Annotated in this window: 25 protein-coding genes; 15 read left to right on the plus strand and 10 right to left on the minus strand. The window is 40.8% G+C overall.

From position 1 onward, the window contains the following. Nucleotides 1-120 precede the first annotated feature (120 nt). The 5 genes from CWC28_RS08885 (at nt 121) to CWC28_RS08905 (ending at nt 3,948) form a co-directional block, all read left to right on the plus strand. Nucleotides 121-306: a hypothetical protein gene (locus tag CWC28_RS08885; RefSeq protein ID WP_105180822.1), complete on the plus strand. Its 186-nt coding sequence runs from the start codon at nt 121-123 to the stop codon at nt 304-306. Between the two features lie 389 nt (nt 307-695). Continuing rightward, nucleotides 696-1,106, plus strand: coding sequence for a hypothetical protein (locus CWC28_RS08890; protein WP_138625010.1), 411 nt, complete (start codon nt 696-698; stop codon nt 1,104-1,106). A 1-nt stretch (nt 1,107) separates the two neighbouring features. Beyond that, on the plus strand, nt 1,108-1,425 hold the full coding sequence (locus CWC28_RS08895) for a hypothetical protein (protein WP_138625011.1): 318 nt from the start codon (nt 1,108-1,110) through the stop codon (nt 1,423-1,425). 382 nt (nt 1,426-1,807) lie between these two features. Further along, nucleotides 1,808-2,125, plus strand: a complete 318-nt coding sequence (locus tag CWC28_RS22730; protein ID WP_063703743.1) for a hypothetical protein — start codon at nt 1,808-1,810, stop codon at nt 2,123-2,125. A 263-nt stretch (nt 2,126-2,388) separates the two neighbouring features. Beyond that, on the plus strand, nt 2,389-3,948 hold the full coding sequence (locus tag CWC28_RS08905) for a methyl-accepting chemotaxis protein (RefSeq protein WP_138625012.1): 1,560 nt from the start codon (nt 2,389-2,391) through the stop codon (nt 3,946-3,948). Between the two features lie 11 nt (nt 3,949-3,959). On the opposite strand, the gene CWC28_RS08910 is transcribed toward CWC28_RS08905, so the two are convergent. The 5 genes from CWC28_RS08910 to CWC28_RS08930 all read right to left on the minus strand — a co-directional run bounded on the left by CWC28_RS08910 (nt 3,960) and on the right by CWC28_RS08930 (nt 9,534). Continuing rightward, nucleotides 3,960-5,009 carry a patatin-like phospholipase family protein gene (locus CWC28_RS08910; RefSeq protein ID WP_138625013.1) on the minus strand — a complete coding sequence of 350 codons (1,050 nt, stop codon included), beginning with the start codon at nt 5,007-5,009 and terminating at the stop codon, nt 3,960-3,962. A 27-nt stretch (nt 5,010-5,036) separates the two neighbouring features. Next, nucleotides 5,037-6,446, minus strand: a complete 1,410-nt coding sequence (locus CWC28_RS08915) for an alanine/glycine:cation symporter family protein (RefSeq protein WP_054552224.1) — start codon at nt 6,444-6,446, stop codon at nt 5,037-5,039. A 120-nt stretch (nt 6,447-6,566) separates the two neighbouring features. Next, on the minus strand, nt 6,567-7,523 hold the full coding sequence (locus CWC28_RS08920; RefSeq protein WP_138617266.1) for a patatin-like phospholipase family protein: 957 nt from the start codon (nt 7,521-7,523) through the stop codon (nt 6,567-6,569). 174 nt (nt 7,524-7,697) lie between these two features. Further along, nucleotides 7,698-8,693 (minus strand): LLM class flavin-dependent oxidoreductase, encoded by a 996-nt coding sequence (locus CWC28_RS08925; RefSeq protein WP_138625014.1) that lies wholly within the window; start codon nt 8,691-8,693, stop codon nt 7,698-7,700. Nucleotides 8,694-8,760: 67 nt separating this feature from the next. Beyond that, nucleotides 8,761-9,534, minus strand: coding sequence for a siderophore-interacting protein (locus tag CWC28_RS08930; protein WP_105180310.1), 774 nt, complete (start codon nt 9,532-9,534; stop codon nt 8,761-8,763). 111 nt (nt 9,535-9,645) lie between these two features. On the opposite strand from CWC28_RS08930, the gene CWC28_RS08935 reads away from it, so the two are divergent. The 3 genes from CWC28_RS08935 (at nt 9,646) to CWC28_RS08945 (ending at nt 11,801) form a co-directional block, all read left to right on the plus strand. Further along, complete coding sequence (locus tag CWC28_RS08935; RefSeq protein ID WP_054552220.1) at nt 9,646-10,080, plus strand: MarR family winged helix-turn-helix transcriptional regulator; 435 nt, start codon at nt 9,646-9,648, stop codon at nt 10,078-10,080. Between the two features lie 63 nt (nt 10,081-10,143). After that, nucleotides 10,144-10,557: a LexA family protein gene (locus CWC28_RS08940; protein WP_054552219.1), complete on the plus strand. Its 414-nt coding sequence runs from the start codon at nt 10,144-10,146 to the stop codon at nt 10,555-10,557. Beyond that, nucleotides 10,545-11,801: a Y-family DNA polymerase gene (locus tag CWC28_RS08945; RefSeq protein ID WP_063703730.1), complete on the plus strand. Its 1,257-nt coding sequence runs from the start codon at nt 10,545-10,547 to the stop codon at nt 11,799-11,801. The genes CWC28_RS08940 and CWC28_RS08945 overlap by 13 nt, the downstream gene beginning before the upstream one ends. Here the strand turns inward: CWC28_RS08945 and ybaK are convergent. Continuing rightward, the gene (gene ybaK / locus CWC28_RS08950) at nt 11,798-12,259 is read right to left on the minus strand and encodes a Cys-tRNA(Pro) deacylase (RefSeq protein WP_063703728.1); all 462 of its coding nucleotides are present in this window, start codon (nt 12,257-12,259) and stop codon (nt 11,798-11,800) included. The two genes, CWC28_RS08945 and ybaK, sit on opposite strands and share 4 nt — an antisense overlap. Before the next feature lie 150 nt (nt 12,260-12,409). On the opposite strand from ybaK, the gene CWC28_RS08955 reads away from it, so the two are divergent. The 3 genes from CWC28_RS08955 (at nt 12,410) to CWC28_RS08965 (ending at nt 14,202) form a co-directional block, all read left to right on the plus strand. Further along, a complete protein-coding gene (locus CWC28_RS08955) occupies nt 12,410-12,646 on the plus strand; it encodes a hypothetical protein (protein ID WP_138625015.1) in 237 nt (78 codons plus the stop codon). A gap of 77 nt (nt 12,647-12,723) precedes the next feature. Further along, the gene (locus CWC28_RS08960; protein WP_063703726.1) at nt 12,724-13,068 is read left to right on the plus strand and encodes a DUF3302 domain-containing protein; all 345 of its coding nucleotides are present in this window, start codon (nt 12,724-12,726) and stop codon (nt 13,066-13,068) included. A 3-nt stretch (nt 13,069-13,071) separates the two neighbouring features. Beyond that, complete coding sequence (locus CWC28_RS08965; RefSeq protein WP_063703724.1) at nt 13,072-14,202, plus strand: HlyD family secretion protein; 1,131 nt, start codon at nt 13,072-13,074, stop codon at nt 14,200-14,202. Between the two features lie 73 nt (nt 14,203-14,275). Here the strand turns inward: CWC28_RS08965 and dnaJ are convergent, their stop codons facing one another. Further along, on the minus strand, nt 14,276-15,412 hold the full coding sequence (dnaJ, locus tag CWC28_RS08970) for a molecular chaperone DnaJ (RefSeq protein WP_063703722.1): 1,137 nt from the start codon (nt 15,410-15,412) through the stop codon (nt 14,276-14,278). A gap of 183 nt (nt 15,413-15,595) precedes the next feature. Further along, nucleotides 15,596-17,515, minus strand: a complete 1,920-nt coding sequence (gene dnaK / locus CWC28_RS08975; protein WP_063703719.1) for a molecular chaperone DnaK — start codon at nt 17,513-17,515, stop codon at nt 15,596-15,598. A 239-nt stretch (nt 17,516-17,754) separates the two neighbouring features. Here dnaK and CWC28_RS08980 point away from each other — a divergent pair, with 239 nt between their 5' ends. Then, the gene (locus CWC28_RS08980) at nt 17,755-18,555 is read left to right on the plus strand and encodes a thioesterase family protein (protein ID WP_063703716.1); all 801 of its coding nucleotides are present in this window, start codon (nt 17,755-17,757) and stop codon (nt 18,553-18,555) included. Here CWC28_RS08980 and CWC28_RS08985 read toward each other — a convergent pair. Then, on the minus strand, nt 18,544-19,320 hold the full coding sequence (locus CWC28_RS08985) for a substrate-binding periplasmic protein (RefSeq protein WP_063703714.1): 777 nt from the start codon (nt 19,318-19,320) through the stop codon (nt 18,544-18,546). The genes CWC28_RS08980 and CWC28_RS08985 overlap by 12 nt on opposite strands. Nucleotides 19,321-19,460: 140 nt before the next feature. Here CWC28_RS08985 and CWC28_RS08990 point away from each other — a divergent pair, with 140 nt between their 5' ends. The 3 genes from CWC28_RS08990 to CWC28_RS09000 are packed head-to-tail and all read left to right on the plus strand — an operon-like array spanning nt 19,461 to nt 22,962. After that, on the plus strand, nt 19,461-20,699 hold the full coding sequence (locus CWC28_RS08990; protein WP_063703712.1) for a PqiA/YebS family transporter subunit: 1,239 nt from the start codon (nt 19,461-19,463) through the stop codon (nt 20,697-20,699). Further along, nucleotides 20,696-22,351 carry an intermembrane transport protein PqiB gene (gene pqiB / locus CWC28_RS08995; protein WP_138625016.1) on the plus strand — a complete coding sequence of 552 codons (1,656 nt, stop codon included), beginning with the start codon at nt 20,696-20,698 and terminating at the stop codon, nt 22,349-22,351. The genes CWC28_RS08990 and pqiB overlap by 4 nt, the downstream gene beginning before the upstream one ends. Next, complete coding sequence (locus CWC28_RS09000; protein WP_063703708.1) at nt 22,351-22,962, plus strand: PqiC family protein; 612 nt, start codon at nt 22,351-22,353, stop codon at nt 22,960-22,962. The genes pqiB and CWC28_RS09000 overlap by 1 nt, the downstream gene beginning before the upstream one ends. On the opposite strand, the gene CWC28_RS09005 is transcribed toward CWC28_RS09000, so the two are convergent. Further along, nucleotides 22,945-23,436 carry a GNAT family N-acetyltransferase gene (locus tag CWC28_RS09005; RefSeq protein ID WP_138625017.1) on the minus strand — a complete coding sequence of 164 codons (492 nt, stop codon included), beginning with the start codon at nt 23,434-23,436 and terminating at the stop codon, nt 22,945-22,947. The genes CWC28_RS09000 and CWC28_RS09005 overlap by 18 nt on opposite strands. Between the last annotated feature and the right edge of the window lie 2 nt (nt 23,437-23,438).

Raw genomic sequence — 23,438 nt, forward strand, 5'->3', positions numbered from 1 at the left:
GAGGATTCAATAGATCTAAATGCCCTATTTTAATTGATAGACCAAGCCGCCAAGCGAAGCCTGAGCGTAGCGGCTTGGGATAGAAAATAATCAACCATACAGTATGTCACTGGTGACACTATGACTAGAAACCAAAAATACGAGCAGAAACAAAAAGCTAAAGGGCTAAAGAAAGTAACCCTTTGGATACCTGACGAATCAGAAGTTGAAATTAAACAGATGATAGAGTTTCTGATTGATAACCCAGACCATATACCTTTTATGGCAAGAAATGTCCGGACAGGCCGTATGAAAAAGGCCATTTAGTGGTACGTAATTTTTTACGTAATATTCGTATCGGTACGTAATAATGAACAAATTTATTACGTACCACTCACCTTTGTATCTCCAGTTCTTGGAGGATGGCGTAGCCATGTCATACATTCCAGAAAATTCACATTTCATCGCGAAACCGTTTCCATTTTACGTACAGTTTATTAGGGTCGGGAATCAATTCAGTGAAATAGCTCATCGCACTCACTGCCCTAGTCTGTTTTCAACAAAAGTTGATTGCCTTCTGATAAACCAAGCTGAGTTAAGGACGGCACAGCAGCCGAGGGAAACACCCTCCCCCCATATACTAATAGGGGGGGAGCGAAACCACTTACACCGATATCGAGTGTGCATTGTGATTTTTAAAAAAGGAGTAAATCACAATGGGCAACTTTAAATTGCAGTTCGTTACGCTATTCGGATATGACTACGCAAAAGGAGCTAAAGAACTCGGAGTAAGTGAACGACAAGTAAGGAGATATGTAAAAGCAAATAAAGCCAGTAAACCAGTCGAAAAACTGATTTGGATAATGTATCGAGGCTATTTGCCTGATACTGGCCCGTGGGCAGAATGTAGTATTTCATATCATAATAACGTTATGACAACACCGTGGGGTAAAGTAAAACCGTCAGACGTTCAGTTTGTGCATCGCTACAAATGGTCAGCTAAGGAACATGAAACCATGTACAAAAAGCTTAAATCCGAAACTAAAGTACAAGACAAATATTTATTTGATCTTCAAGAACAATTACTAGATATTGTTGGTGAGTTAGCACTTAAAACAGGGAGTTGAAATGCAATTCGATTATTTAAAATTATATGCTTGCTTAACATTATCAGGTTTAACTATCTGGAGTGTTGATCAAGCTTGGACTATGTATCAGTTGAAACTCGTTTCTGATGCTACATCAAAAGCAATGAGTCAAGTTTCACAACCTAAAAAGACTCAGGTTCGTAGTCATAAGCCTTCATACAAACCTCCTTCTAAAGAAAATCAAATAATTAAGTATGACAAAAAAGTTTGTAAATTTTTCTTAGACGAATATCGTAAAGAGCCCACTGAAAGTAATAAGTCAAAAATGATGGAATATTGCCCTATCTCATCAAACTGATCCTTTACCAATGCCAAACTGTCAACAATGACAGCGAAATTAAACATCTAATAAAAAAGGGCTTTTTGCCCTTTTTTATTTTTTACGTACCGTAATTTATGGGAAGCATATACATTGTAATCTTCATGTATCGGCAATTAATTTAACTAGTTTTCTAAACCCAACATTTCTAATGATTAAATACTTAAAACTGTTGTTAAGTTCAAACTTTTGATTTATCAACACTATCAGAAATTTCGTATTTAATTCATAAGCCACTAATTTTACTTAATATTATTTCTTCACCTTATTATAGTAAGACTTTCGGATTGGGCCATAAGGTTTAGGCCTTAATACCGCTCACGATTCACATTAGTCTAAACAATAATAACAAGGATTCATCATGAGGAAGTTTTTTCTAATCATCATTATCGGCTATTTCGCATGGGATTATTATGCAGTTAATTATGGGGGCATCTCACCAACGGAAACGCTGCAAACAAAAATCATTGATCCCGTAAAATTAAATTACAGTCACAACCGTGAAATCACACTATCAGATTATGAAAAGCCAGAGTATGAATGTGATGACCGTCAATATTGCAGCCAAATGAACTCTTTAGAAGAAGCGCTATTTTTTACTAAAAATTGCCCAAATGCAAAATTAGATCAAAGCCCTGGTGAAGCGCCCTGTCAAAGTGATTTTATTTTGCGTGATTAATGTATTTTTAAAAATCAAGTTGGCTAAATTTTACAATTTTAGCCAACTTTTAACTCAGGCACCTAACTTTTCTTAGTTAAATAATATTAACTTTTGCAACATAAAACCGGAATTTTCCTAGTTCTTTTTTACTGATTAATCGCTAAATTGTTTATAAACATTCTTTGCTAATTTAGCACTGATTCATTTTTTGTTCTCAGCCTGTTTATTTAGTCCGCTAATTTAACTATCTGAATGCAAAGCTGTACTTGGGTGATTTTGACGTGAAACATAGAATTAATACCAATACCGAAGTTAAATTTTCTGAATCTGACATCCTTCTTTCAACGACAGATTTACAAAGCCATATTACCTATGCCAATGATGAGTTTTGTAAAATAGCTGGATACACATTAGACGAAATGGTGGGTAAACCTCATAACCTTGTTCGTCACTCTGATATGCCGAAACTGGCTTTTGCAGATTTATGGCAGCATCTCAAAAATGGTCAATCTTGGATGGGGCCTGTTAAAAATCGTTGTAAGAATGGAGACTACTATTGGGTGAATGCTTTTGTAACACCAATCAAAGATAGCAATGGTCGTACGGTTGAGTTTCAATCTGTAAGAACTAAGCAAAGTGATGAGGTTATACAAAGAGCAACCGATGAATACGCAAAAATAAACAATAACCAAAAATCTCATGCCACTGCAACAAAGTTTGATGCCACTCTTTACATAAGTGCCCTATTGCTCATTAGCTTTTTAGGTTGTTTGGCTGCCGTTTTGAGTTCTGAATTCAATATTTTTAACTGTGTACTAGTACTACTTTTGGCATCAGCCAATGGAGTCATGTATTTTTGGCGTCAAAAATATTTAGCGCTGATTACTAAAGCAAAACAAGTCTACGACAACCCTTTAATGGCTTATCTGTATTCTGGTACCAATGATCAATCTGGCTTTTTACATCTTGCCTTAGAGATGCAACAAGCAAAATTAAAAGCGGTTGTTGGTCGTGTTAATGATGTGACCATGGGCGTTAATCATAACGCCCAACAGTGTGCAGAATCAGGCCATAACGTGACGGAACTTTTAAATAAACAAACTGATGAAGTCTCGCAAATTGTTGTTGCCACAGAGCAAATGACGGCCTCAATTAATGAGCTTTCATCGAGCACAATGCAATCAAATCAGGCTGCTGAAGAGTCAAATCAAGCAACCGAACAAGGCTCACTGGCGGTCAAGCAAACGATAAATTCAATCAGTGAACTTGATGAAAAACTCAAAGCTGCAAGTAGCCAAGTAGCAAACTTAATTGAAGGTAACCAGCACATTGTGGCAATTTTATCTGAAATAAATGCCATTGCTGATCAAACAAATTTACTTGCTTTAAATGCGGCCATCGAAGCTGCCCGAGCAGGTGACCATGGCCGTGGCTTTGCTGTTGTTGCAGGTGAAGTTCGAGCATTGGCATCGCGTACACAGCAATCAACTGAAGAAATAAATAATGTGCTAAATCAACTGACACATGCCTCAAAACAAGCTCAAATTGCCATGAACGATGGACTTAACTTGTCGGCTAAAAGTGTTGAATTAGCACATCAAAGCGGCGATAGTTTAGACCATATTAAAGCCCAGTCTATCAAACTAAGCGAGCTCAATAGCATCATAGCGCATGCAATGAATGAACAACTCACAGCAAGCCAGGTTATTGCTACCAACTTAACCTCAGCGCAAGACTTTGCTCATGAGTGTACTGAACTTGGCCATACCTCACAGCAACTTTGCGAAGCGTTACTAAGTAAAGTAACTGAGCAAACATCTTTGATTAATCAGTTTAAGTAGTGAAAGCAATATTATTTGATAAGGTTTATTTTCGGTGTGTGCTTATTAGTACACACCGCATCAAATGCCTCTGCTAACCGTTCGGTTTCTTTGAATACTTGTTGCCAAGATTTAATTCGTGTATCAGCATCAAGGTCAGTAAAGTCTTTACGATCGGGGATTTTGCCAAAAGGTAATGAAGCAACAAAGTCAGCTGATGGAGTGATCATCACCACATTATCATAATTACTTGGGGTAATACCCCGTTTTAAACTCTTATCAAACCAACCTGCTTTTGGGCTGTTATTAAAATGCGGATATAAAATAAGCCCGTCATTATGAATACTTAGGTCAAAGTGATAATCGATAATACCGCCATCACGATACATACCTGGTGGTGTTCCTGTGATATTTTTAATGCCTTGCATGACTAATGGAATAGAACCTGAAGCAAGTAATGCATCAGCTAAATTATCTTCGCTAAGGTCAATAGTATGGGTATTGAAAGTATTGTTATCTGAAAACGATAACTGACTATCCGCAGGCTGAAATACATAACGCTCGTATTGCTTGCTTAACAAACGCCTATTCATTCGATTGACTAAGTAGCTTTTAGATAACCCCATTAACTGCATCACTTTGTTTTCTGATGCTGTAAAGCCATTCGATTTTGCAACGATAAAGTGGGCTTTAAAAATAGGGTTGTTAATAATTTCTTGAATACCATTTTCAGCAAAAACAGTGCTTAATAACTCTCGTGCTTTTGTTGTTATTTCTTCTGGTTTTGCTTTATTCGATGAATAACGTGTTTCAGAGTAAGACTTTGCTAATCGAGATATTGCAGCAACAGGGTCATTTTGTGCAAAACAGGCAGCTCTAAATGCCCCAGCACTTGATCCTAATAAGTTTAAAGGTGTGGTACGGTCTTTAAAAAACTCACCAAATAGATATTTATCTAAACCAAATAATGTAAACCATTTCGGCCCGCCGCTTGCACCTAAAAAGGTATTAAACAAATCGGCAGACAGGCCTTGCTCTTGAATTACTTTTGCAGCACTAGGCCCTGCATAAATATCTATCATGGTCACTTTTCTCGTTATTGTTTTAGCTTATTTGCGCCAAATCCCTTGTTCTGTTTGACCTTGAACCTGCACTTTTTCAGAATCAAAACTAGGTTCTTGTCCTGCTTCACGTTGACTATGATAGTCTTTTGTCACAGATAAGATCGTTGGCGTTAAGCGTATGATAGCGATAACGTTCACCACTGTCATTAAACCTAAAGCAATGTCTGCAAGATCCCACACTTGTTTAATGGTGGCCGATGCGCCCCAAATCATCATGGATAAATATAAACAGGTATAAATACCTCGGCCGAGTTTATTATCTAGTTTAAATAAGTGTAGGTTACTTTCTGCATAGGCATAATTTGCTACAACAGAAGTAAACGCAAATAAACAAATTGCAGCTGCTACAAAATAAATGCCACCAGCCGCCATATGTGCTGTCATCGCAGATTGAGTTAAGCGGATCCCTTCCATTTCGCCGCTAATATCAATATCAGCTAATAAAATAATCACTGCCGTACAGCTACACAACACAATAGTATCGAAAAACACCCCTAGCATTTGAATGTAGCCTTGAGTGACTGGGTGATTTGGTACTGGCGATGCACAGCCTGATGCATGGGGTACACTACCCGCTCCGGCTTCATTCGAATAAAGCCCTCGCTGAATACCATTTTTAATTGCTGCGCCCATAGCCCCTGCGCCTGCCTCTTGTAAGCCAAAGGCTGAAAGTAAAATATCTTCAATCATCGCAGGTACTTTACCGATATTCAGTAAAGTAATTATGATAGCGGCAAGTACAAATAAAATGCCCATGACTGGCACAATGCGTTCAGCAAAGCGGGCAATAGCTTTAAAGCCGCCTAAAATAATAGAGCCAGCCAGTATCGTGATCACAATACCAGAATACAAAGTTGGAATTTCAAATGCGTAATTAAGGGCATCGGTAATGGTATTCGTTTGCATGGCACTGAACGTAAAGCCATAACCAAGGAATAAACAAAAGGCAAAACACACCGCAAGCGCTCTGCTGCCTAACCCTTGCTGAATATAATAAGCAGGCCCGCCCCTAAACTCGCCATTGGCATCCCTGACTTTATAAACTTGCCCAAGTACGCTCTCGGCAAAGCCTGTGGCCATGCCCAAAATGGCAATCACCCACATCCAAAATATTGCGCCACTGCCCCCTAACGAAATTGCAACGGCAACCCCTGCAAGGTTACCTGTGCCCACGCGAGCTGAAAGACCAGTACATAAAGCTTGAAACGAACTAATTGAGTTTTTATCGGTGCTGCTACTCGACTTTAATAGGCTAAACATATGGCGAAACTTAACCAATTGAATCGCTTTTAACCTGACCGAAAACCAGATCCCAGCAAACAGAAGAATATAGATAAGAATTTGGCCTTCTCCCCAAAGAAGACCATTGATTGTCGATACAGCACTGTTAAACATGGCAAGCCTTTATTGTTCTTATAGATAAAAAATCACAAAAAGTGAATAGCTAACCACTTTAACTCTATTTACAAATATCTCAAGTAGGCAATGGGATTAATTACCTGAGCCTGCTCCCAACTAATTTAGCAGTTGTTGCTCTAAAAAGGCACGACCTGCCGCTAAGCCTAATTTGTGATCATAGCGAAGATCTGAATCTGTACTACCCAGCAGCTTACTGCGTAATTTATCACCTGCAAAAATTTGTGTGATACGGGCATCACTTGGCGGGTTTGCAATGAAATCTAATTCATCTTGATAAGCTTGTTCGTGTTGAACCAAGTAATCAATGGTTTTAGGGCAATAACCAGATACACAAACGAGTGACTTTAACTTATTTACCCATTCAGATTGTACTTGGAAGTTTTCATCAACAGTACGAATAACCACAATATCGCGGGCACCACGGTTATAGGCTTCTTTCACGGGTAAAGGTGCAGCTAGGCCACCATCTAAATACATATCATGGACTAAATCAGTATTAGAGCTTTGAATAATGGCATCGTTTGCGGCCTTGGTTGTTAACCAAGGAGTTAAGTTAACGCCATCTTTATATAAAAACGGTAATGCGCTTGATGCTTTTAACAGAGCCAACCATTGCGTATCTTCACCATTTGGGCTCAAGTAATAGGGCTTACGATCAGCCGCGTTAGTGGTTGTGATCAACAGTTCGCGATTACCTAGGCTTTGTGTTGCTGTTTTAAAATCTAAAGCGCGATTTACTTCTTTGGTTTTATCAAAATACCAATCAAGATCGACAATGCTTTTACCAAACAGCCCGCGGCCAAGTTGAAAAAAACGTTTATGCCGCGAAAGCCCTCTGATCAGACGTTTTGCATAGCCTTTTTGACGCGCTAAATAACTTGTTAAGTTTTGTGAGCCTGCCGACGTGCCAATGAATAAATCGAATGGATCGTAATTATTTTCTAACCACGCATCGAGTACACCTGCGGTAAAAATCCCTCGTTGCCCACCACCCTCAGCGATTAATGCTGTTTTTGTTTGTGGTTCTACTGCGGCAATTGTTTGAGATTTCACGGTGCACCTTCCTAGGGTAATGGTTAATAAATCTATTGTATAAAGTTAAATTCAATCCTTAAAACGGATTATATAAATTGATTTAATCTATAAAACCGTTTAATAAATGAGTGTCAGGGCTTAAGCAATGCGCATAAAAACTCATTACACGCATTTACTATTTGCTAAACCGTATTAGTGCATGATGCTTGCTAATATTTCCAGCGCATGTTGTCTGTCACTCAATTCATACAGGTCATTTGTAAAAATAAACTCATCAACCTGTAGCGTTTGTTTAATCATACTCAGCTTATGCTTAACGCTCGCTTGACCGCCCACAACTGAAAGCCCTAAAAAGCTTTCTACTTGCATTTTTTCTTGCGCTGTCCACAACCCTTCCATTGTTGCAACAGGCTCTTTAAGCCAAAGTGGCTTGCCGCGCATAAGTGCTAAGATACGTTGTTTCGCTGTGGTTGCTAAAAACTGTGCTTGTTCGTCGGTATCAGCGGCAACAACAGGTAAACCAAGCATGACGTATGGCTTATCTAATACCTCAGATGGCTGAAATTCTCTGCGATACAATGCAATGGCATCTTCAACAAAACGTGGCGCAAAATGGCCAGCAAATGCATATGGCAAACCTTTTTTAGCAGCAAGCCCAGCACTATAAAGGCTTGAGCCCAGTAACCAGATTGGTACATTTGTATCTTCACCTGGAATTGCGCGTACTGGAGAGTCACCCTTATTTGGGCCAAGTAAAGCTTGCAGCTCAGTTACCTCATCATTGAAGTGCTCAGCGCGTTGTTCGTCACGGCGTAAAGCACGGCTGGTAATTGGATCACTACCTGGGGCACGGCCTAGACCTAAATCAATGCGACCGGGGTATAAACTCTCTAGGGTGCCAAATTGCTCAGCAACCACCAGCGGTGGGTGGTTAGGTAACATCACCCCACCTGCACCTACGCGGATATTCTGGGTTTTGCCTGCGATGTGGCCTATCAGTACAGAAGTTGCGGCACACACGATACCGCGCATATTATGATGCTCTGCCATCCAAAACCGATTAAAACCCAGTTTGTCGGCTGTTTGTGCATAGGTAACGCTATTTGCTAGTGTTTGCGAAACGGTTTCGTGCTCTTTCATTGGGCTCAATTCAAGCAATGAAAAAGGTGTATTGGTAAGGTCTGACATTCGCTCTCCAAAATTTAACTCTTTATAATTAGTTAATGAGAGCGAATGGCATTTTTTCAAATGCTAATTAGGCACGGCTTTGTTGCTGTTTTTCCACCTTTAGGCCATCGGCATCAATACCACGCTTCCAATAGGCCGATGCAACAATGTGTTCATGGTCAATCGCAAAACTGCTTGTTACTAAACGGCGAATTGCTTTTACCAAGTTTGCTTCTAGTGCCATAAACACCATAGGTTGCGTGTTATAGCCAGCACATAAGCGTGTTACTTGGTCGAGTAGCTCTGTTTCTGGCTCATCTGTAACTAGCCATTCAACACTATGTTGGCTGTGTGCTTCAATTTGCTCAAGCTCAATGATGTCGGCTTTATCAGCAACATGAATAATGACATCGACAGTGGCATCTTGTGGCAGGGCTTGTAAGTAGCCATTGATTGCATTGACAGAGGTTAAATCTGCCAGCATTAAATAATGTGTTTGCGTAAAATCAGTGAGTTTTTTAGGGCCCGGGCCTGCTATACCTACCTCGTCGCCTACACACGCATTTTGTGCCCAGTTGGTTGCCACGCCTTGATGTTGGTTAACCACAAAGTCAAGAGTAATTGCACCGTTAACGGGGTTGATATCACGAATAGTGTAAGAGCGCATTAATGCAGGATGCTCAGCGTGTAAATCAAGTTCAACCTTAGATTCACCGGCATGCGGGAGTAATACCTTTACGTACGCACCTTTTGCATCTTGTGGAAAATCGGCAAACTCCTCTGAGCCAACAACAATTCTTTGTAGATGCGGGGAAATACGTGTAGTACTTAATACGTTTGCACGACGAACTTTTCTAGCCATCTTTCTCTCCTAGCTGGTTAAATTGCACAACGCCCCAATAGTTGATATAGTCAACTATACGCTTTTGATTGACTTTGTCAACTAACTCCACCAACTGAACTTAGGTGAACCATGCCACAAACCTCACTTTCTTCTGCTTTATTTACACTGGCACAAAGTTACCGTGTCACTGTACGCGAAGCCATTAACGCCAACGAGCTTGGTCTTAATGCGCTGCATGTACGCTGTTTACATATCATTGCCGAAACACAGCACTGTACCGCTAATGATATTGTTACCAAAACCGGTCGTGATAAAGCACAAATAGCACGCTTAGTAAAAGAGCTTATAAAGCTTGAACTGGTTTCTAAATGTGCCGACGAAAATGACAAACGCTGTTTAATTTTATCCTTTACTGATCAAGGTAACGCCCTGTTCTCGCGTTTAGAAGTTGCAGAGCAAGAGGTTGATGCCAAACTTTGCCACGGTTTAACGGATCAGCAAGTACGTGATTTTATCGCTATTGCCACAACCATGATCGAAAATATTAATCACAACACGCCGTGATCTTATTGGCAAGATAACCACAAACCACTATACTGTACAAACGTACAGTATAGTGGTTTTGTTATGCGTGTTATTCCTATTTATATCGAAGCTGGCGTATGTGGTTTTGAATCACCGGCAGCACAATACAAAGAGCTAGGCTTATCATTAGATCAACTATTGATTAAACACCCTGATGCAACATTTATTGGTATTGCTTCTGGCGAATCAATGCAAGGTGTGGGGATTTTTGATGGTGACTTATTACTGGTTGATCGCGCCGAAGATGTTAAAAATGGCGATGTCATTGTCGCGAATCTAAATGGTTTATTTGTTTGTAAGCTATTAGATAAACACAATGCCCAGCTATTATCAGCCTCGCCTAAATACCCTGCAGTGCAACTACGCCAATCGGATGAATTTCAATTAGAAGGCGTGGTCACTCGCTCAATTCGCTTACATCGCAGTAGTAAAGAGCTGTTAGCATGTACGCCTTAGTCGATGCAGTGGCCTTTTATGCCAGCGCCGAAAAAGTATTTGATCCGGCTATTCGTAGTAAACCGGTTGTGGTTCTCACCAACAACGATGGCTGTATTTGTGCTGTGTGCCCTATTGCACGAAAGCTGGCTATTCCAAAATTTCAGCCTTATTTTCAAGTAAAGAAAATACTCGAAGATAACCAAGTGGTGATCCGCTCATCTAACTATGAGCTGTATGCGGATTTAAGCGAGCGAATGATGAATGTAATTGGCCGCTTTTGCGATAATCAGCACATATACTCTATTGATGAATCATTTTTAAACTTTACTGGTTTCAACAAGCTTATTCACGACTGGCATGGTTATGGCCATGATATTCGCCGTACCGTATGGCGCGAAACAAAGCTGCCTGTTGGGGTTGGATTTGGCCCAACAGCAACCCTAGCCAAAGCCGCCAATCATGCAGCGAAAAAACTCCCCGGCTTTGATGGCGTTGCAGTGATTGACTCAGAACCTTCACGGGTAGCCATTTTAAAAGCCATGGACATACAAGATGTTTGGGGCGTTGGTCGACGCTTAGCTAAAAAACTCAAAGCAATGAATATTAATACAGCCTTTGATTTAGCCGAGCAAGACCCACGAAAAATGAAACGCCTATTTAGCATTGTATTAGAGCGCACAGTGAACGAGTTACGCGGTAAAAGCTGTTTAGCCTGGGATGAAGTACGCCAAGACAAAAAAGAGATTTTTTCGACCCGTAGTTTTGGAGAGCGTATCACTGACGCCACCGCGCTGAAAACGGCACTGATCAATCATTGTGTCATTGTAGCAAGAAAACTACGTGCGCAAGGCTCACACACTCAACGCTTATTAATGTTTGTGGCCAGCTCTCCTCACCAAGATGGCTATTATAAAAAGTCCTATATTTATGAGTTTAGTGTCGCCACCGCCGATAGTTGCGTGTTTGCCAATGCTATCAGCGAGGTATTTGATCATCTCTATAAACCAGGGGTCCGATTTTATAAATGTGGTGTAGGTGCCCTAGAGTTATCAAGCCAAATGTTTCAGCAACCTGATCTATTTCAAGCGCCTATCGATAACCCTAAACTGATGACGTGTCTTGATAGCATCAATGCTCGTTATGGCGTGGGTACCCTTGCCATAGCCAGCGAAACTCCTACAACCCGTTGGCACATGAAACGCGAATATTTATCGCCTCATTACACAACCCGTTGGCATAACCTACCGAAAATACATTGTTAAAAGTCTGCCAAACTAGCATTTAATAAACTACATAAATCCTTAGGTGCCAACGCAATCTCCAAGCCACGTTTACCTGCTGAAACATACATAACATCAAAGCTATCTGCAGAATGATGTACATAGGTAGTAAGGCGCTTTTTCTGACCTAGCGGGCTCACTCCCCCTAAAATATAACCTGTGGTATTTTCGACTTTTTGTTGTGGGGCCATCTGTACTTTTTTAACCTTTGCCGCTTTTGCTAGCATTTTAAGGTTAACTTGCTGGCTAACTGGCACAATAGCAACTAAGAGCTGGTGGTCAGCATCTTCAAGTACTAAGGTTTTAAATACTTGTTCAGCAGGAAGATTCAATTTCTCAACAGCCTCAAGACCGAACTGTTGATGCAAGGGATCGTGCTGATAGCTGAGCACATCGAAACGAATACCTTTCTTTTTTAATAAATTAATAGCTGGCGTCATTAAACTTCTCATAACTGATTCATTAGCAGTAACTTTATAAAACATAGCGTGAACAAGGAGCACAAGGCAATACAAATGCACAAGCAAAGCACACTTAATTAAACTAATTGAACTAAACTTAAATTATGAATACTGGGCAGAGTAATAAACATGTCTAGACGAACCGGGCTCTATCTACTCAAACAAATATGTATCATAACAATGATGTTGTATGCGGTTAATTTTGTGTGTAACGAATACCTCGCATGGAATGCCTATATGGATTGTCAAAGCAAATGCCATACGCTTGGCTTAGAAAAAGGCCGAATACAAAACACAACTTTTTCAGAGGATGTGACTTTATGTCGTTGCCTTGCTGATACCGACTACTACGTTGTACTGAACTAAATCTGAAAATACCGACTAGGAATTAGGGAAATTTCACGTATTATTAAATTGATTATAAGTTAAACAAAGGAAAGTACATGTTTTTAGACTACTTTGCGCTGGTCATGCTAGTGTTTGTAACGGTAGTAATATTTTATGGTGTTATTGCCATTCACGATATTCCCTACGAAATTGCCAAAAAACGTAATCACCCTCATCAAGATGCCATTCATTATGCCGGCTGGGTCAGCCTATTTACCCTACACGTGCTGTGGCCATTTTTATGGGTTTGGGCGACATTATGGCGTGATGACCGAGGCTGGGGTTTTAACCAGATTCAAAAGGAACAAGAAGACTTAGCTGAAAAAGTGGCAAGCCTAACAGCCACCGTTGCAGCACTACAAGCACAAGTAAATGCTCAATCGAATAATAAAGAGAAATAAACTATGGATTTGTTATTAATACTCACTTATACCGCATTGTGCATTGGTATTTTCAAAGTTTTTAAAATCCCACTTAATAAATGGACAGTACCTACCGCGGTACTCGGTGGTGTAGTGCTGATAGGCGCTTTAATTCTATTAATGAACTACAATCACCCACATTCAAATATGGCAAGCAGTGTCTATGTTACGACGCCAATAGTGCCAAATGTGCGTGGCACAGTTGAAGAAGTCGCAGTAAAGCCAAATCAGCCAGTTAAAAAAGGTGACTTACTGTTTCGCCTAGACGACACCTTATACCGAGCAAAGCTAAATCAAGCAATTGCGGCTTTGCAAGATGCCAAACAATCAGTACTCGGGTTAGAAGCAGCCTATAAATCAGCGCAAGCCAGCGCGCTGATGGCTAAAGCAGAACATGACCGCAGTAAGAAAGAATACGAACGCTATGAAAAAGGCGCAAAAAGCGGAGCCTACTCAAAAGGCCAAGTTGATAATAAATTAGGGGTCTACTTAGCTGCAAAGGCAAGTTATGAGGCGGCACAAGCCGAAGAGTTACGCCAAAAACTTGCATTTGAGTCAGAAATTAACGGCGAACAAACTAAAATTGCCGCTGCTCGCGCGAATTTAGAGCAAGCTCAGTTTAACTTAGACAGCACCAGTGTGTATGCCCCTACCGATGGCTATGTTACACAACTAACATTGCGCCCAGGCATGATTGCTGTACCCATGCCACTTCGTCCGGTGATGACCTTTGTACACAAAGAAGACACCGTCTACGTAGCTGCATTTCGACAAAATTCGTTATTAAGACTCGAACCAGGCTACAAAGCAGACTTTATCTTTAAAGCTATTCCAGGTAAAACTTTTGCAGGTGAAGTAATCGATGTGTTACCCGCTATTGGTGAAGGGCAAGTACAAGCGCAAGGCACACTAATGGGCAGTGAGTTTTTCGCACGACAAGGCCGCGCTATTGTTACCTTAAAAATCACTGATGACATGAGTGAATATCATCTACCACAAGGAACAAGCACAGAAGTTGCAGTTTATTCAGAACACTTCGAACACGTATCAGTGATGCGTAAAGTGTTAATCAGAATGAAAAGTTGGCAAAACTACTTATTCTTAGATCACTAAGATAACTAATTCGAAATAAAAAAAGGCGCTTATTAGCGCCTTTTTACTGTCTAACTAAGTTACTAAATAGGAGTTACTTAGTTAGGTCATCGAAGAATTTCTTCACACCGTCAAAGAAACCTTTTTCCTTTGGACGGTTTTTTGAGCCATCTTTACCCATGCTTTGCTCAAGCTCTTCAAGCAATTCACGTTGACGGTCATTTAAATTCACTGGCGTTTCAATAACCACTTTACAGATCAAGTCACCTTGAGCGCCACTGCGTACAGACTTAACGCCTTTGCCACGCATACGGAACATTTTGCCCGTTTGGCTTTCTGCTGGGATCTTCAGTTTTGCACGGCCATCGAGGGTCGGCACTTCAATTTCGCCACCCAGTGCAGCTGTTGTAAAGCTAATTGGTACTTCACAATACAAGTTATTGCCATCACGTTGGAAAATCGGGTGTTCACGAACAGAAACCTGAACGTATAAGTCACCAGCTGGTGCACCATGCATACCCGCCTCACCTTCACCAGATAAGCGAATACGGTCACCTGTATCAACACCTGCAGGGATCTTAACCGATAAGGTTTTGGTTTTTTCTACGCGACCTTGACCGTGACAGCTATCACATGGATCAGAAATGATTTGACCCGTGCCCTGACACGTAGGACATGTTTGTTGTACAGCGAAGAAACCTTGGCGCATTTGTACTTGACCCGCACCATGACAGGTTGTACACGTTTTTGGTTTAGAGCCTGCTTTTGCACCACTACCGTCACATGGTTTACAGCTAACCCACGTTGGTACTTTGATTTCAACTTCTTTACCACGAACAGCTTCTTCAAGGCTTAAGTCCATGTTATAACGAAGGTCTGAACCACGTTGTTGGCGCGATTGACGACGACCACCGCCACCAAAGATATCTCCAAACACATCACCGAAAATATCGCCAAAGTCACCATGACCGCCGCCGAAGCCGCCGCCGTGACCACCACCGCCTTGTTCAAAGGCTGCATGACCGTATTGATCATACATTTGACGTTTTTGTGAATCAGTTAATACTTCGTAGGCTTCTTTTACTTCCTTGAATTTAGCTTCAAGCTCTTTATCGCCTGCGGTACGGTCTGGATGATATTTCATCGCTAAGCGCTTATACGCTTTTTTTATGTCTCGTTCGCTGGCATCTTTGCTCACGCCGAGAACTTCATAATAATCGCTTTTTGACATATCTATCACACTACTCTTTTTACTGCAGTTACACTGCGTAAGGTAAGTCGAACGACTTTACCGTTTATATACATGCAAAAGGCGCGTCAAGCGAAATCGCTGGCGCGCCTCAATCATTTCATCCTAACTTAATTGGCTAAACAAAGCAGCCATTATTGCGTTAGGCAGAAGCGAAACAAGCAATTACTTGTCGTCTTTCACTTCTTCGAACTCTGCATCAACAACATCGTCGTCTTGTTTTGCAGAAGATTGCTGTGCACCTGCATCCGCACCACCTTGTTGTTGTGCTTTAGCTTGCGCAATTTCCATTAGCTTTTGTGATTTTTCAGCAAGAGCTTGAGTTTTCGCTTCAATCTCTTCTTTGTTATCACCTTTAATCGCCGCTTCTAGCTCAGTAAGCGCAGCTTCGATTGCTTCTTTATCTTCTGCCGGTAATGCATCACCCGCTTCTTCGATTTGCTTACGTGTACCATGAACCATTGCATCAGCTTGGTTACGAGTCGCTACTAGCTCTTCGAATTTTTTATCTTCTTCAGCGTGCGCTTCAGCATCACGTACCATTTTTTCTACTTCTTCATCGCTTAGACCTGAAGAAGCTTGGATTGTGATCTTCTGCTCTTTACCTGTATCTTTGTCTTTAGCAGATACATGTAAGATACCGTCTGCATCTACGTCGAATGTTACTTCGATTTGAGGTGTACCACGTTGTGCTGGGCGAATACCTTCTAGGTTAAATTGACCTAGAGATTTATTGTCGCTTGCACGCTTACGCTCACCTTGTAGTACGTGAATCGTTACCGCTGATTGATTGTCTTCAGCTGTTGAGAAAACTTGTGATTTCTTAGTAGGAATCGTTGTGTTTTTCTCAATTAATGCTGTCATTACTTGACCCATAGTCTCGATACCTAGTGATAACGGAGATACGTCAAGTAGTAGTACGTCTTTAACGTCACCAGCTAGTACACCACCTTGAATCGCAGCACCTACAGCAACAGCTTCATCAGGGTTAACATCTTTACGTGGCTCTTTACCAAAGAACTCAGCAACTGTTTTTTGTACTAAAGGCATACGTGTTTGACCACCAACAAGGATGATGTCATTTACGTCGCTTACTGATAAATCAGCATCAGCTAGTGCACGCTTAAGCGGCTCGATTGACTTAGTGACTAAGTCTTCAACAAGTGACTCAAGTTTTGCACGAGTAACTTTAACGTTCATGTGCTTAGGACCAGTTGCGTCAGCAGTCACGTACGGTAAGTTAACTTCTGTTTGCTGTGCAGAAGAAAGTTCAATCTTCGCTTTTTCAGCAGCTTCTTTAACACGTTGCATTGCAAGCGGGTCATTTTTAAGGTCAATACCTTGGTCTTTCTTGAACTCTTCAACTAAGTAATTGATAACGCGGTTATCAAAGTCTTCACCACCTAGGTGAGTGTCACCGTTAGTAGCAAGAACTTCAAACGTGTGCTCGCCTTCAACTTCGTCAATTTCGATGATTGAGATATCGAAAGTACCACCACCTAAGTCGTATACTGCAACAACGTTTTCACCTTTATTTTTGTCCATGCCGTATGCAAGTGCAGCGGCTGTTGGCTCATTGATGATACGTTTAACTTCAAGACCAGCGATACGACCAGCATCTTTAGTTGCTTGACGTTGTGAGTCATTGAAGTATGCAGGTACTGTGATTACTGCTTCTGTTACAGGCTCACCTAGGAAGTCTTCTGCTGTTTTTTTCATTTTTTTCAGCACTTCTGCTGAAATTTGTGGTGCCGCACGTTTTTCGCCACGTGCTTCAACCCATGCATCACCGTTATCAGCTTTTACAATTTTGAAAGGCATGATACCGATATCGCGTTGTACTTCTTCGTCTTCAAAACGACGACCAATTAGACGCTTGATTGCAAATAATGTATTAGTTGGGTTAGTTACCGCTTGGCGTTTTGCTGGTTGACCAACTAGTGTTTCACCGTCTTGCGTATATGCAATGATCGATGGTGTTGTGCGATCGCCTTCCGCGTTCTCGATAACGCGTGCTTTATCACCGTCTAGTACTGCTACACACGAGTTAGTAGTACCTAAATCGATTCCAATAATTTTACCCATGAATCTTCTCCAACTTCAGAATTCGTTAAAACGTTCGATGACTAGTAGATAGGGGTGCAGGAAACTGAATTCAACTGTAAAAATGAAAAAAATTTACTTTTTTTTGAAATATTTTCCAAATGGGCATTTTTTCTTCAATAAAGGCTGTTTTCTCAGCCTGCTTGCAGGATAAACGAACTGGTCTGATGACTTTAGCTATGCTATAACAAACAACATAATTATAAATGTTAAGGAAAATTATGCATTTTGATCAATTACTCGCCATGGCAGCTGAACTTGGCAAAGATAAAACTAAAGTAATGCAGTTTCCAGAAAACTGGTGTCAGGGTCGTACTGCCTTTGGTGGTTTATCAGCCGCTTTACTGTATCAAGCTATTCGTCAGCATATCGATAACTCTCGCCGTTTATTATCTTTAAGCACTAACTTTGTTGGGCCATTAATCGCTGACTGTGATTTTACAATCGACGTTGAAGTCTTACGTGAAGGAAAAAACAGTGCACAGGTACTCGCTAAAGTAATTCAAAATGGCGATGTCTGTGTTATCACCCAAGCGTGCTTTGGGGCTGAGCGCCAATCAAGTGTACGTGTAGATGTTACTAAAACCATGCAGCTAAAACCGGTTGATGAGCGTTTCACACTACCTTATAAAGAAGGTGTAATGCCGGCATTTTTTCAACATGTGGCGTTATGCTTACAAGACGGCAATATGCCATTCTCTGGCGCTGACACATCACATTTAGGTGGTTGGATGAAATTCAAACATGCACCAGAGCAAATGAGTGAAGCGCATATCATTGCCCTAACAGATGCATGGCCACCCACCCTGTTACAAATGTATAAACAACCAGCTCCAGCAAGCAGTATGTCGTGGTATATAGAATTTGTAGAAGAGCCAGCGATCAACCATGATGCTTGGATTGGCTACGAAGCTATTACACACCATAGTAAGGATGGCTATGGGCTAGAAGATGGCTGCATTTGGAGTGAAGATGGTAAGCTGATTGCGCTTAGCCGCCAAACTGTTGCGTTATTCGCGTAACTCAGGCTCTGAAAGCTGAGCGTACTCAGTACCATCAAGGCGAATAATTGCTTGGTATTCGCCTGATTCTATGATCTCACCAAGACCCAAATTAAACGTGTTTTTTAACGTTTTACTGTAAAAAAACGCAGGTCTTGGTGCTTCTTTAAAAATTGCATGCACAATAAAAGGTTTAACCTCAGCGCTTTGTTTATATTTTTCTAAATAATATAAAAACACTCGGCGCTCCAAGATGATGACATCGACCCAGCCCTTCATAAGGTGATCAACTTGCGCTTCTTGATTTACCACTTCTTCGTAAGAACGCAAAATATTGGTAACCGATTTAAAAGGTGCCTCGATAAAATTAGTGGCATTTTGAAAGGCAAGCACGCTTTTACCAGCTAAATCATAAATACTATTAATTTTCAGCTCTTTATTGGCAAGGCTAACCGCCACATTTTGGTAGCTCAGTAATTCGTCGCTTTTATAAACATGCGGCGTGAGTACGGGTGGAAAATTTAATGCAATATCAACCTTGCCCTGCATAAGCTGCTGCTCAGCACGCTTATTAGACATGTAATGGATATCGATATTAGAAATGCCTTGCGATTTAAAAGCAGCTTTCAATATTTCAAGTTGAATACCACTGTTAGTGTCTTGAATAACATAAGGAGGCAAAGAGGCGCTTGCAGCAACAACAATCGGTTTTTGCGTATTTGGCTCAGATAAACACTCACCTTTAACACTAACAAACAACATTAAAAGGATAAATAATTGCTTCACTGCTCACCTTAAAGAATTAAATGTATTAAAAAGCGTAATCGCTTTGTACAAATATTAGCTTATATTAAACAAAGGTGCATTTGTATTTACACACTATTTGATGCAAACTTAACTAAGTTCTTGTTTAAGAGACCCTAAGTTTGCAAACAGCCTGTCCTAGCTGCGATCTAGTTATTGAGATCCCACATCTAAGTGCAAAACAAGTGGCAATATGCCCACATTGCAATACAAAGCTTTCGGCATCGCAAGCTAACCAAGATAGTATGGTGGTCGCACTGAGTTTAAGTGCTATTGTTATGCTACTCAGTAGTATGTTTTATCCATTCCTGTCTTTTACCAGTAGTGGCATTACTCAAACAATCACCTTACCCGATGCCGCACGAATTCTCTTTAATTACGACAATGACTTTTTAGGTTTGTTCATAGACACCAGTATTATTGGTCTGCCCCTACTTTTATTAATACTCATAATTCCTTTGCATTTAGGCTTACTAAAAGCGCTGCCGTATCAATGGGGAAAAAGGCTGTTAAAAACCACCTTTGCATTAGAACCTTGGATCATGTCAGAGATTTTTTTAATTGGCGTGATGGTCAGTATGGTTAAAATCATGTCGATGGCTGATATTGAATTTGGTGTAAGCTTTTGGGCCTATAGCGCTTTTGTTATTTGTTATGTAGCAGCCACAGCAAAATTAAATAAGCACACCTTATGGCAACAATTAAAAGAACCAGAATATATTGAGCAAACAAAGCCTAACACACGGGCCATTGACCAAGGTTTACGAGCATGTCATGTTTGTGGGCAACTGTGTGCAACCGAAATCTGTTCACGCTGTGACTCTAAAACTTACAGTCGTAACCCTTTTAGTGTGCAAAAAGCAGCAGCATGGTTATTAACCTCAGTGGCCTGTTATATCCCTGCCAATGTCTATCCTATTATGTATACCACGAGCCTTGGCGATGAAACGCCATCGACGATTATTGGTGGCGTGATGATTTTATGGAATAGTGGTTCGTACCCTATCGCAATGATCATCTTTTTAGCGAGTGTGGTTGTTCCCCTCGCCAAAGCACTCATATTAAGTTTTTTATGCTTTATGGTGATGCGACCAGCAAACAGACAAACTAAAAGCTATACACGCATCTACCAATTGACTGAATTTATTGGCAAATGGTCGATGATCGATGTATTTGTTGTGGCGATTCTAGTAGCCTTAGTACAACTAGGAAACCTAATGTCAGTGACACCTGGCATTGGCACAATATTTTTTACGACCATGGTTATATGCCAAATGTTGGCAGCCCATGCGTTTGATCCCCGTTTATTGTGGGATAACCCAGATAACTTAAGTACTGCGAAACAAGAGACCTTGGCATGAGCGAAACCGCTAAAATAAAAACAGCGCCAAATATATCGGCAATCTGGATCATACCCGTTATTGCCTTATTAATTGGCGCATGGATGTTGTACCAGTATCAAGCAAATAAAGGCACTACCATCTTTATCAAAATGCCTCATGCAGAAGGTATTGTGGCTGGTAAAACAGAAATAAAGGTACGTAGTGTAAAGATTGGCCAAATCGACCATGTTCGTTTATCAGACAAACAAAATAGTGTCATCGCACGGGCGCAAATCGATAAACATTATGATGACTTACTCACTGATGATGCGAAAATTTGGGTTGTAAAACCACGGATTGATGACACCGGAATTAGCGGCATGAGTACCCTACTCTCTGGTGTGTATTTAGAATTTGCACCGGGTGAAAGTAAAAAGCTAGCCGAAAAATTTGAGCTACAAGATGAACCGGCTTTAATTGGTAAAGATGTAAAAGGTGGCCGTTTTACCCTGTTAAGCTATAACGCAGAAGTACTTGATGTGAGTACCGGTATTTACTTTAAAGATTACAAAATAGGTCAAATAGAAACCGCCACGTTTGATTGGAAGAATCAAGCGATGAAATATGGCATTTTTATCAATGAACCCTATCAAAACTTGATCACCTTAAACTCTATTTTCTGGGTGAACTCAGGGATCGAAATTGACCTCTCTGCAGATGGTATTAATGTTAACACAGGCTCATTAAGTAAATTGCTTAAAGGTGGTATTTCAGTCGGCATTCCAGAACAACAAACGCCCGGTGAAGTGGCCAGTAACGGCCATAGTTTTTCTTTAAGTAACAGCTACAAAGCCGCTTTAGAAGAACGCTTTTATGATTTTGACTACTACTTAATCGACTTTGAGCAATCAATTCGCGGCTTACGCACTGGCGCACCTGTCGAATACCGAGGTATGCGTATCGGTAGTGTGGTTGAAGCACCTGCAAGTGTCATTATAGATGGCAAACCTGCACATTTTAGAACCGATAACACCGCAGTACCAGCCCTGATAAAAATTGAATATGGGCGCCTGTATCATGACAGTACAGCAGCACGCGAGTTTTGGCATTCAAGTTTAGATGGTTGGATCAAAAATGGCCTGCGAGCGTCTTTAAAGCCAGGTAATTTACTCACGGGTGCCGTGTACGTTGACTTAGATATATACGATAACGCCGAACCAGCCGAATTAAAAACAATTGCCGATTACACTGTATTCCCCAGCGTATCAAGCGGTATTACGGTCATAGCAGACCAAGTCTCTGATGTATTAAATAAAGTGAATAATCTTAAAATTGAAGATAGCTTAGCGCAAATGCAGACCACCTTTGCCGAGTACCAAGCGCTTGCTCATGACATGAGAGAGCTACTAAATAAACAAGATACGCAAGACTTACCGGGTGATATAAATCGCAACTTTGCAGAAATGACTAAGAGCATGCAACAGTTCGATAAAACCATGAAACAATTTGAAAAAACCATGGCAAGTTACGAGCAAGGTTCAACATTCCACCAGCAGTTGCAAACGACTTTATCTGAATTTAAACGTTTAAGTGAAGAGCTACAGCCATTCACTCGAGGTTTAAACCAGCAACCTAATATGTTGATCTTTGATAAAGAGCTACCAGCAGACCCAACGCCGAGGAAACAATAATGAACTATAAACTCTGTGCTTCAGTGGCATCAGTGCTGTTACTTTCGGCCTGCAGTCAAACGTCATTCTCAACCATTGAGTATTATCAATTTTCGCAGCCAATTGTTGCAATGCAGCGCTTAGCTGAGAATACGCAAGCTCAGCTCAGAATTAACACCGTACAGTTACGTGGTGCGCTTAATAATCGTGGCATTGCGATGGTTCTCGAAAACAACAGAGTCAATGCTGCTAACTACCATTTATGGAGCGAATCACCTGATTTAATGTTAACCGCCAGTGCCCATCAACAACTTTACACTGAACTTGAAAATTGGATGGTAATAAAAGGCTTGCCAGTGATCACCGATTTAGATCAGCAAAGTTTCTATGAATTAGAATATGAGCTACATCACTTTAATGGCGATGAACAAGGTAATGCCAACATTGCAGGGCTTTGGCGTTTGTACTATACAAACCCTGAATCTGGCCGAAAGTTAAAGGCGGTCAATTATTTTAATGAGCTTACACCACTTCAAGACAGTGATTACGAAGGGCTTGTCGCAACACTTGAGTCAACGTGGCTAAAGGTAAACAAACAGGTTGCAAACGAAGTATCAAAGCTTGCTCTTTAATAAGAGTTTTAGAGGCTGATTGTCATCGTTAATGATGACATCGCCTATAAACTCAAAACCAAGTTTCTGTAACACCTTCTGTGAGCCAATATTTGTTTGCGAGGTTATTGCAGCAAGCACACCAAGCTCTAATACGTGTTTTTTTGCCATCAATAACCGAGCAGCAGCTGTAATAATACCCTTGCCTTCATATTTAGCTAACAAGGCAAATCCTAAATCGGGGATAGCTAACGCATCGCGCTGAAAGAGCCCTACCATTCCAACCGGTATACCATTAGCTAAACAAACAATGTAGCTACCAAAACCAAATTGCTGGTGGCTATTTATAAACGTTTGTTGAATATAATGCTCAGCTTGTGCAGGCGTATTAATGTTTTTATTACCAATATGCTCTAAGAATGTTGCTTGATTTAAAAGCTCAACAATAAACGTAGCATCATCTGGCTGCCCTGCACGCAAATATATATCTAACATAG

Origin of the sequence: Pseudoalteromonas sp. S4492 (assembly GCF_005886115.1) — a bacterium.
Classification (GTDB): Bacteria; Pseudomonadota; Gammaproteobacteria; order Enterobacterales; family Alteromonadaceae; genus Pseudoalteromonas; species Pseudoalteromonas gelatinilytica.

Coding starts and splice junctions, on each gene's coding strand:
- dnaK (WP_063703719.1), bottom strand. CDS start 17,515: ATGGGTAAAATTATTGGAATCGATTTAGGTACTACTAACTCGTGTGTA.
- ybaK (WP_063703728.1), bottom strand. CDS start 12,259: ATGACGCCAGCTATTAATTTATTAAAAAAGAAAGGTATTCGTTTCGAT.
- CWC28_RS09005 (WP_138625017.1), bottom strand. CDS start 23,436: ATGTTAGATATATATTTGCGTGCAGGGCAGCCAGATGATGCTACGTTT.
- CWC28_RS08980 (WP_063703716.1), top strand. CDS start 17,755: ATGCATTTTGATCAATTACTCGCCATGGCAGCTGAACTTGGCAAAGAT.
- CWC28_RS22730 (WP_063703743.1), top strand. CDS start 1,808: ATGAGGAAGTTTTTTCTAATCATCATTATCGGCTATTTCGCATGGGAT.
- CWC28_RS08965 (WP_063703724.1), top strand. CDS start 13,072: ATGGATTTGTTATTAATACTCACTTATACCGCATTGTGCATTGGTATT.
- CWC28_RS08935 (WP_054552220.1), top strand. CDS start 9,646: ATGCCACAAACCTCACTTTCTTCTGCTTTATTTACACTGGCACAAAGT.
- CWC28_RS08930 (WP_105180310.1), bottom strand. CDS start 9,534: ATGGCTAGAAAAGTTCGTCGTGCAAACGTATTAAGTACTACACGTATT.
- CWC28_RS08945 (WP_063703730.1), top strand. CDS start 10,545: ATGTACGCCTTAGTCGATGCAGTGGCCTTTTATGCCAGCGCCGAAAAA.
- CWC28_RS08940 (WP_054552219.1), top strand. CDS start 10,144: ATGCGTGTTATTCCTATTTATATCGAAGCTGGCGTATGTGGTTTTGAA.
- CWC28_RS08960 (WP_063703726.1), top strand. CDS start 12,724: ATGTTTTTAGACTACTTTGCGCTGGTCATGCTAGTGTTTGTAACGGTA.
- dnaJ (WP_063703722.1), bottom strand. CDS start 15,412: ATGTCAAAAAGCGATTATTATGAAGTTCTCGGCGTGAGCAAAGATGCC.
- CWC28_RS08955 (WP_138625015.1), top strand. CDS start 12,410: ATGTCTAGACGAACCGGGCTCTATCTACTCAAACAAATATGTATCATA.
- CWC28_RS08895 (WP_138625011.1), top strand. CDS start 1,108: ATGCAATTCGATTATTTAAAATTATATGCTTGCTTAACATTATCAGGT.
- CWC28_RS08915 (WP_054552224.1), bottom strand. CDS start 6,446: ATGTTTAACAGTGCTGTATCGACAATCAATGGTCTTCTTTGGGGAGAA.
- CWC28_RS08910 (WP_138625013.1), bottom strand. CDS start 5,009: ATGATAGATATTTATGCAGGGCCTAGTGCTGCAAAAGTAATTCAAGAG.
- CWC28_RS08885 (WP_105180822.1), top strand. CDS start 121: ATGACTAGAAACCAAAAATACGAGCAGAAACAAAAAGCTAAAGGGCTA.
- pqiB (WP_138625016.1), top strand. CDS start 20,696: ATGAGCGAAACCGCTAAAATAAAAACAGCGCCAAATATATCGGCAATC.
- CWC28_RS08925 (WP_138625014.1), bottom strand. CDS start 8,693: ATGTCAGACCTTACCAATACACCTTTTTCATTGCTTGAATTGAGCCCA.
- CWC28_RS08890 (WP_138625010.1), top strand. CDS start 696: ATGGGCAACTTTAAATTGCAGTTCGTTACGCTATTCGGATATGACTAC.
- CWC28_RS09000 (WP_063703708.1), top strand. CDS start 22,351: ATGAACTATAAACTCTGTGCTTCAGTGGCATCAGTGCTGTTACTTTCG.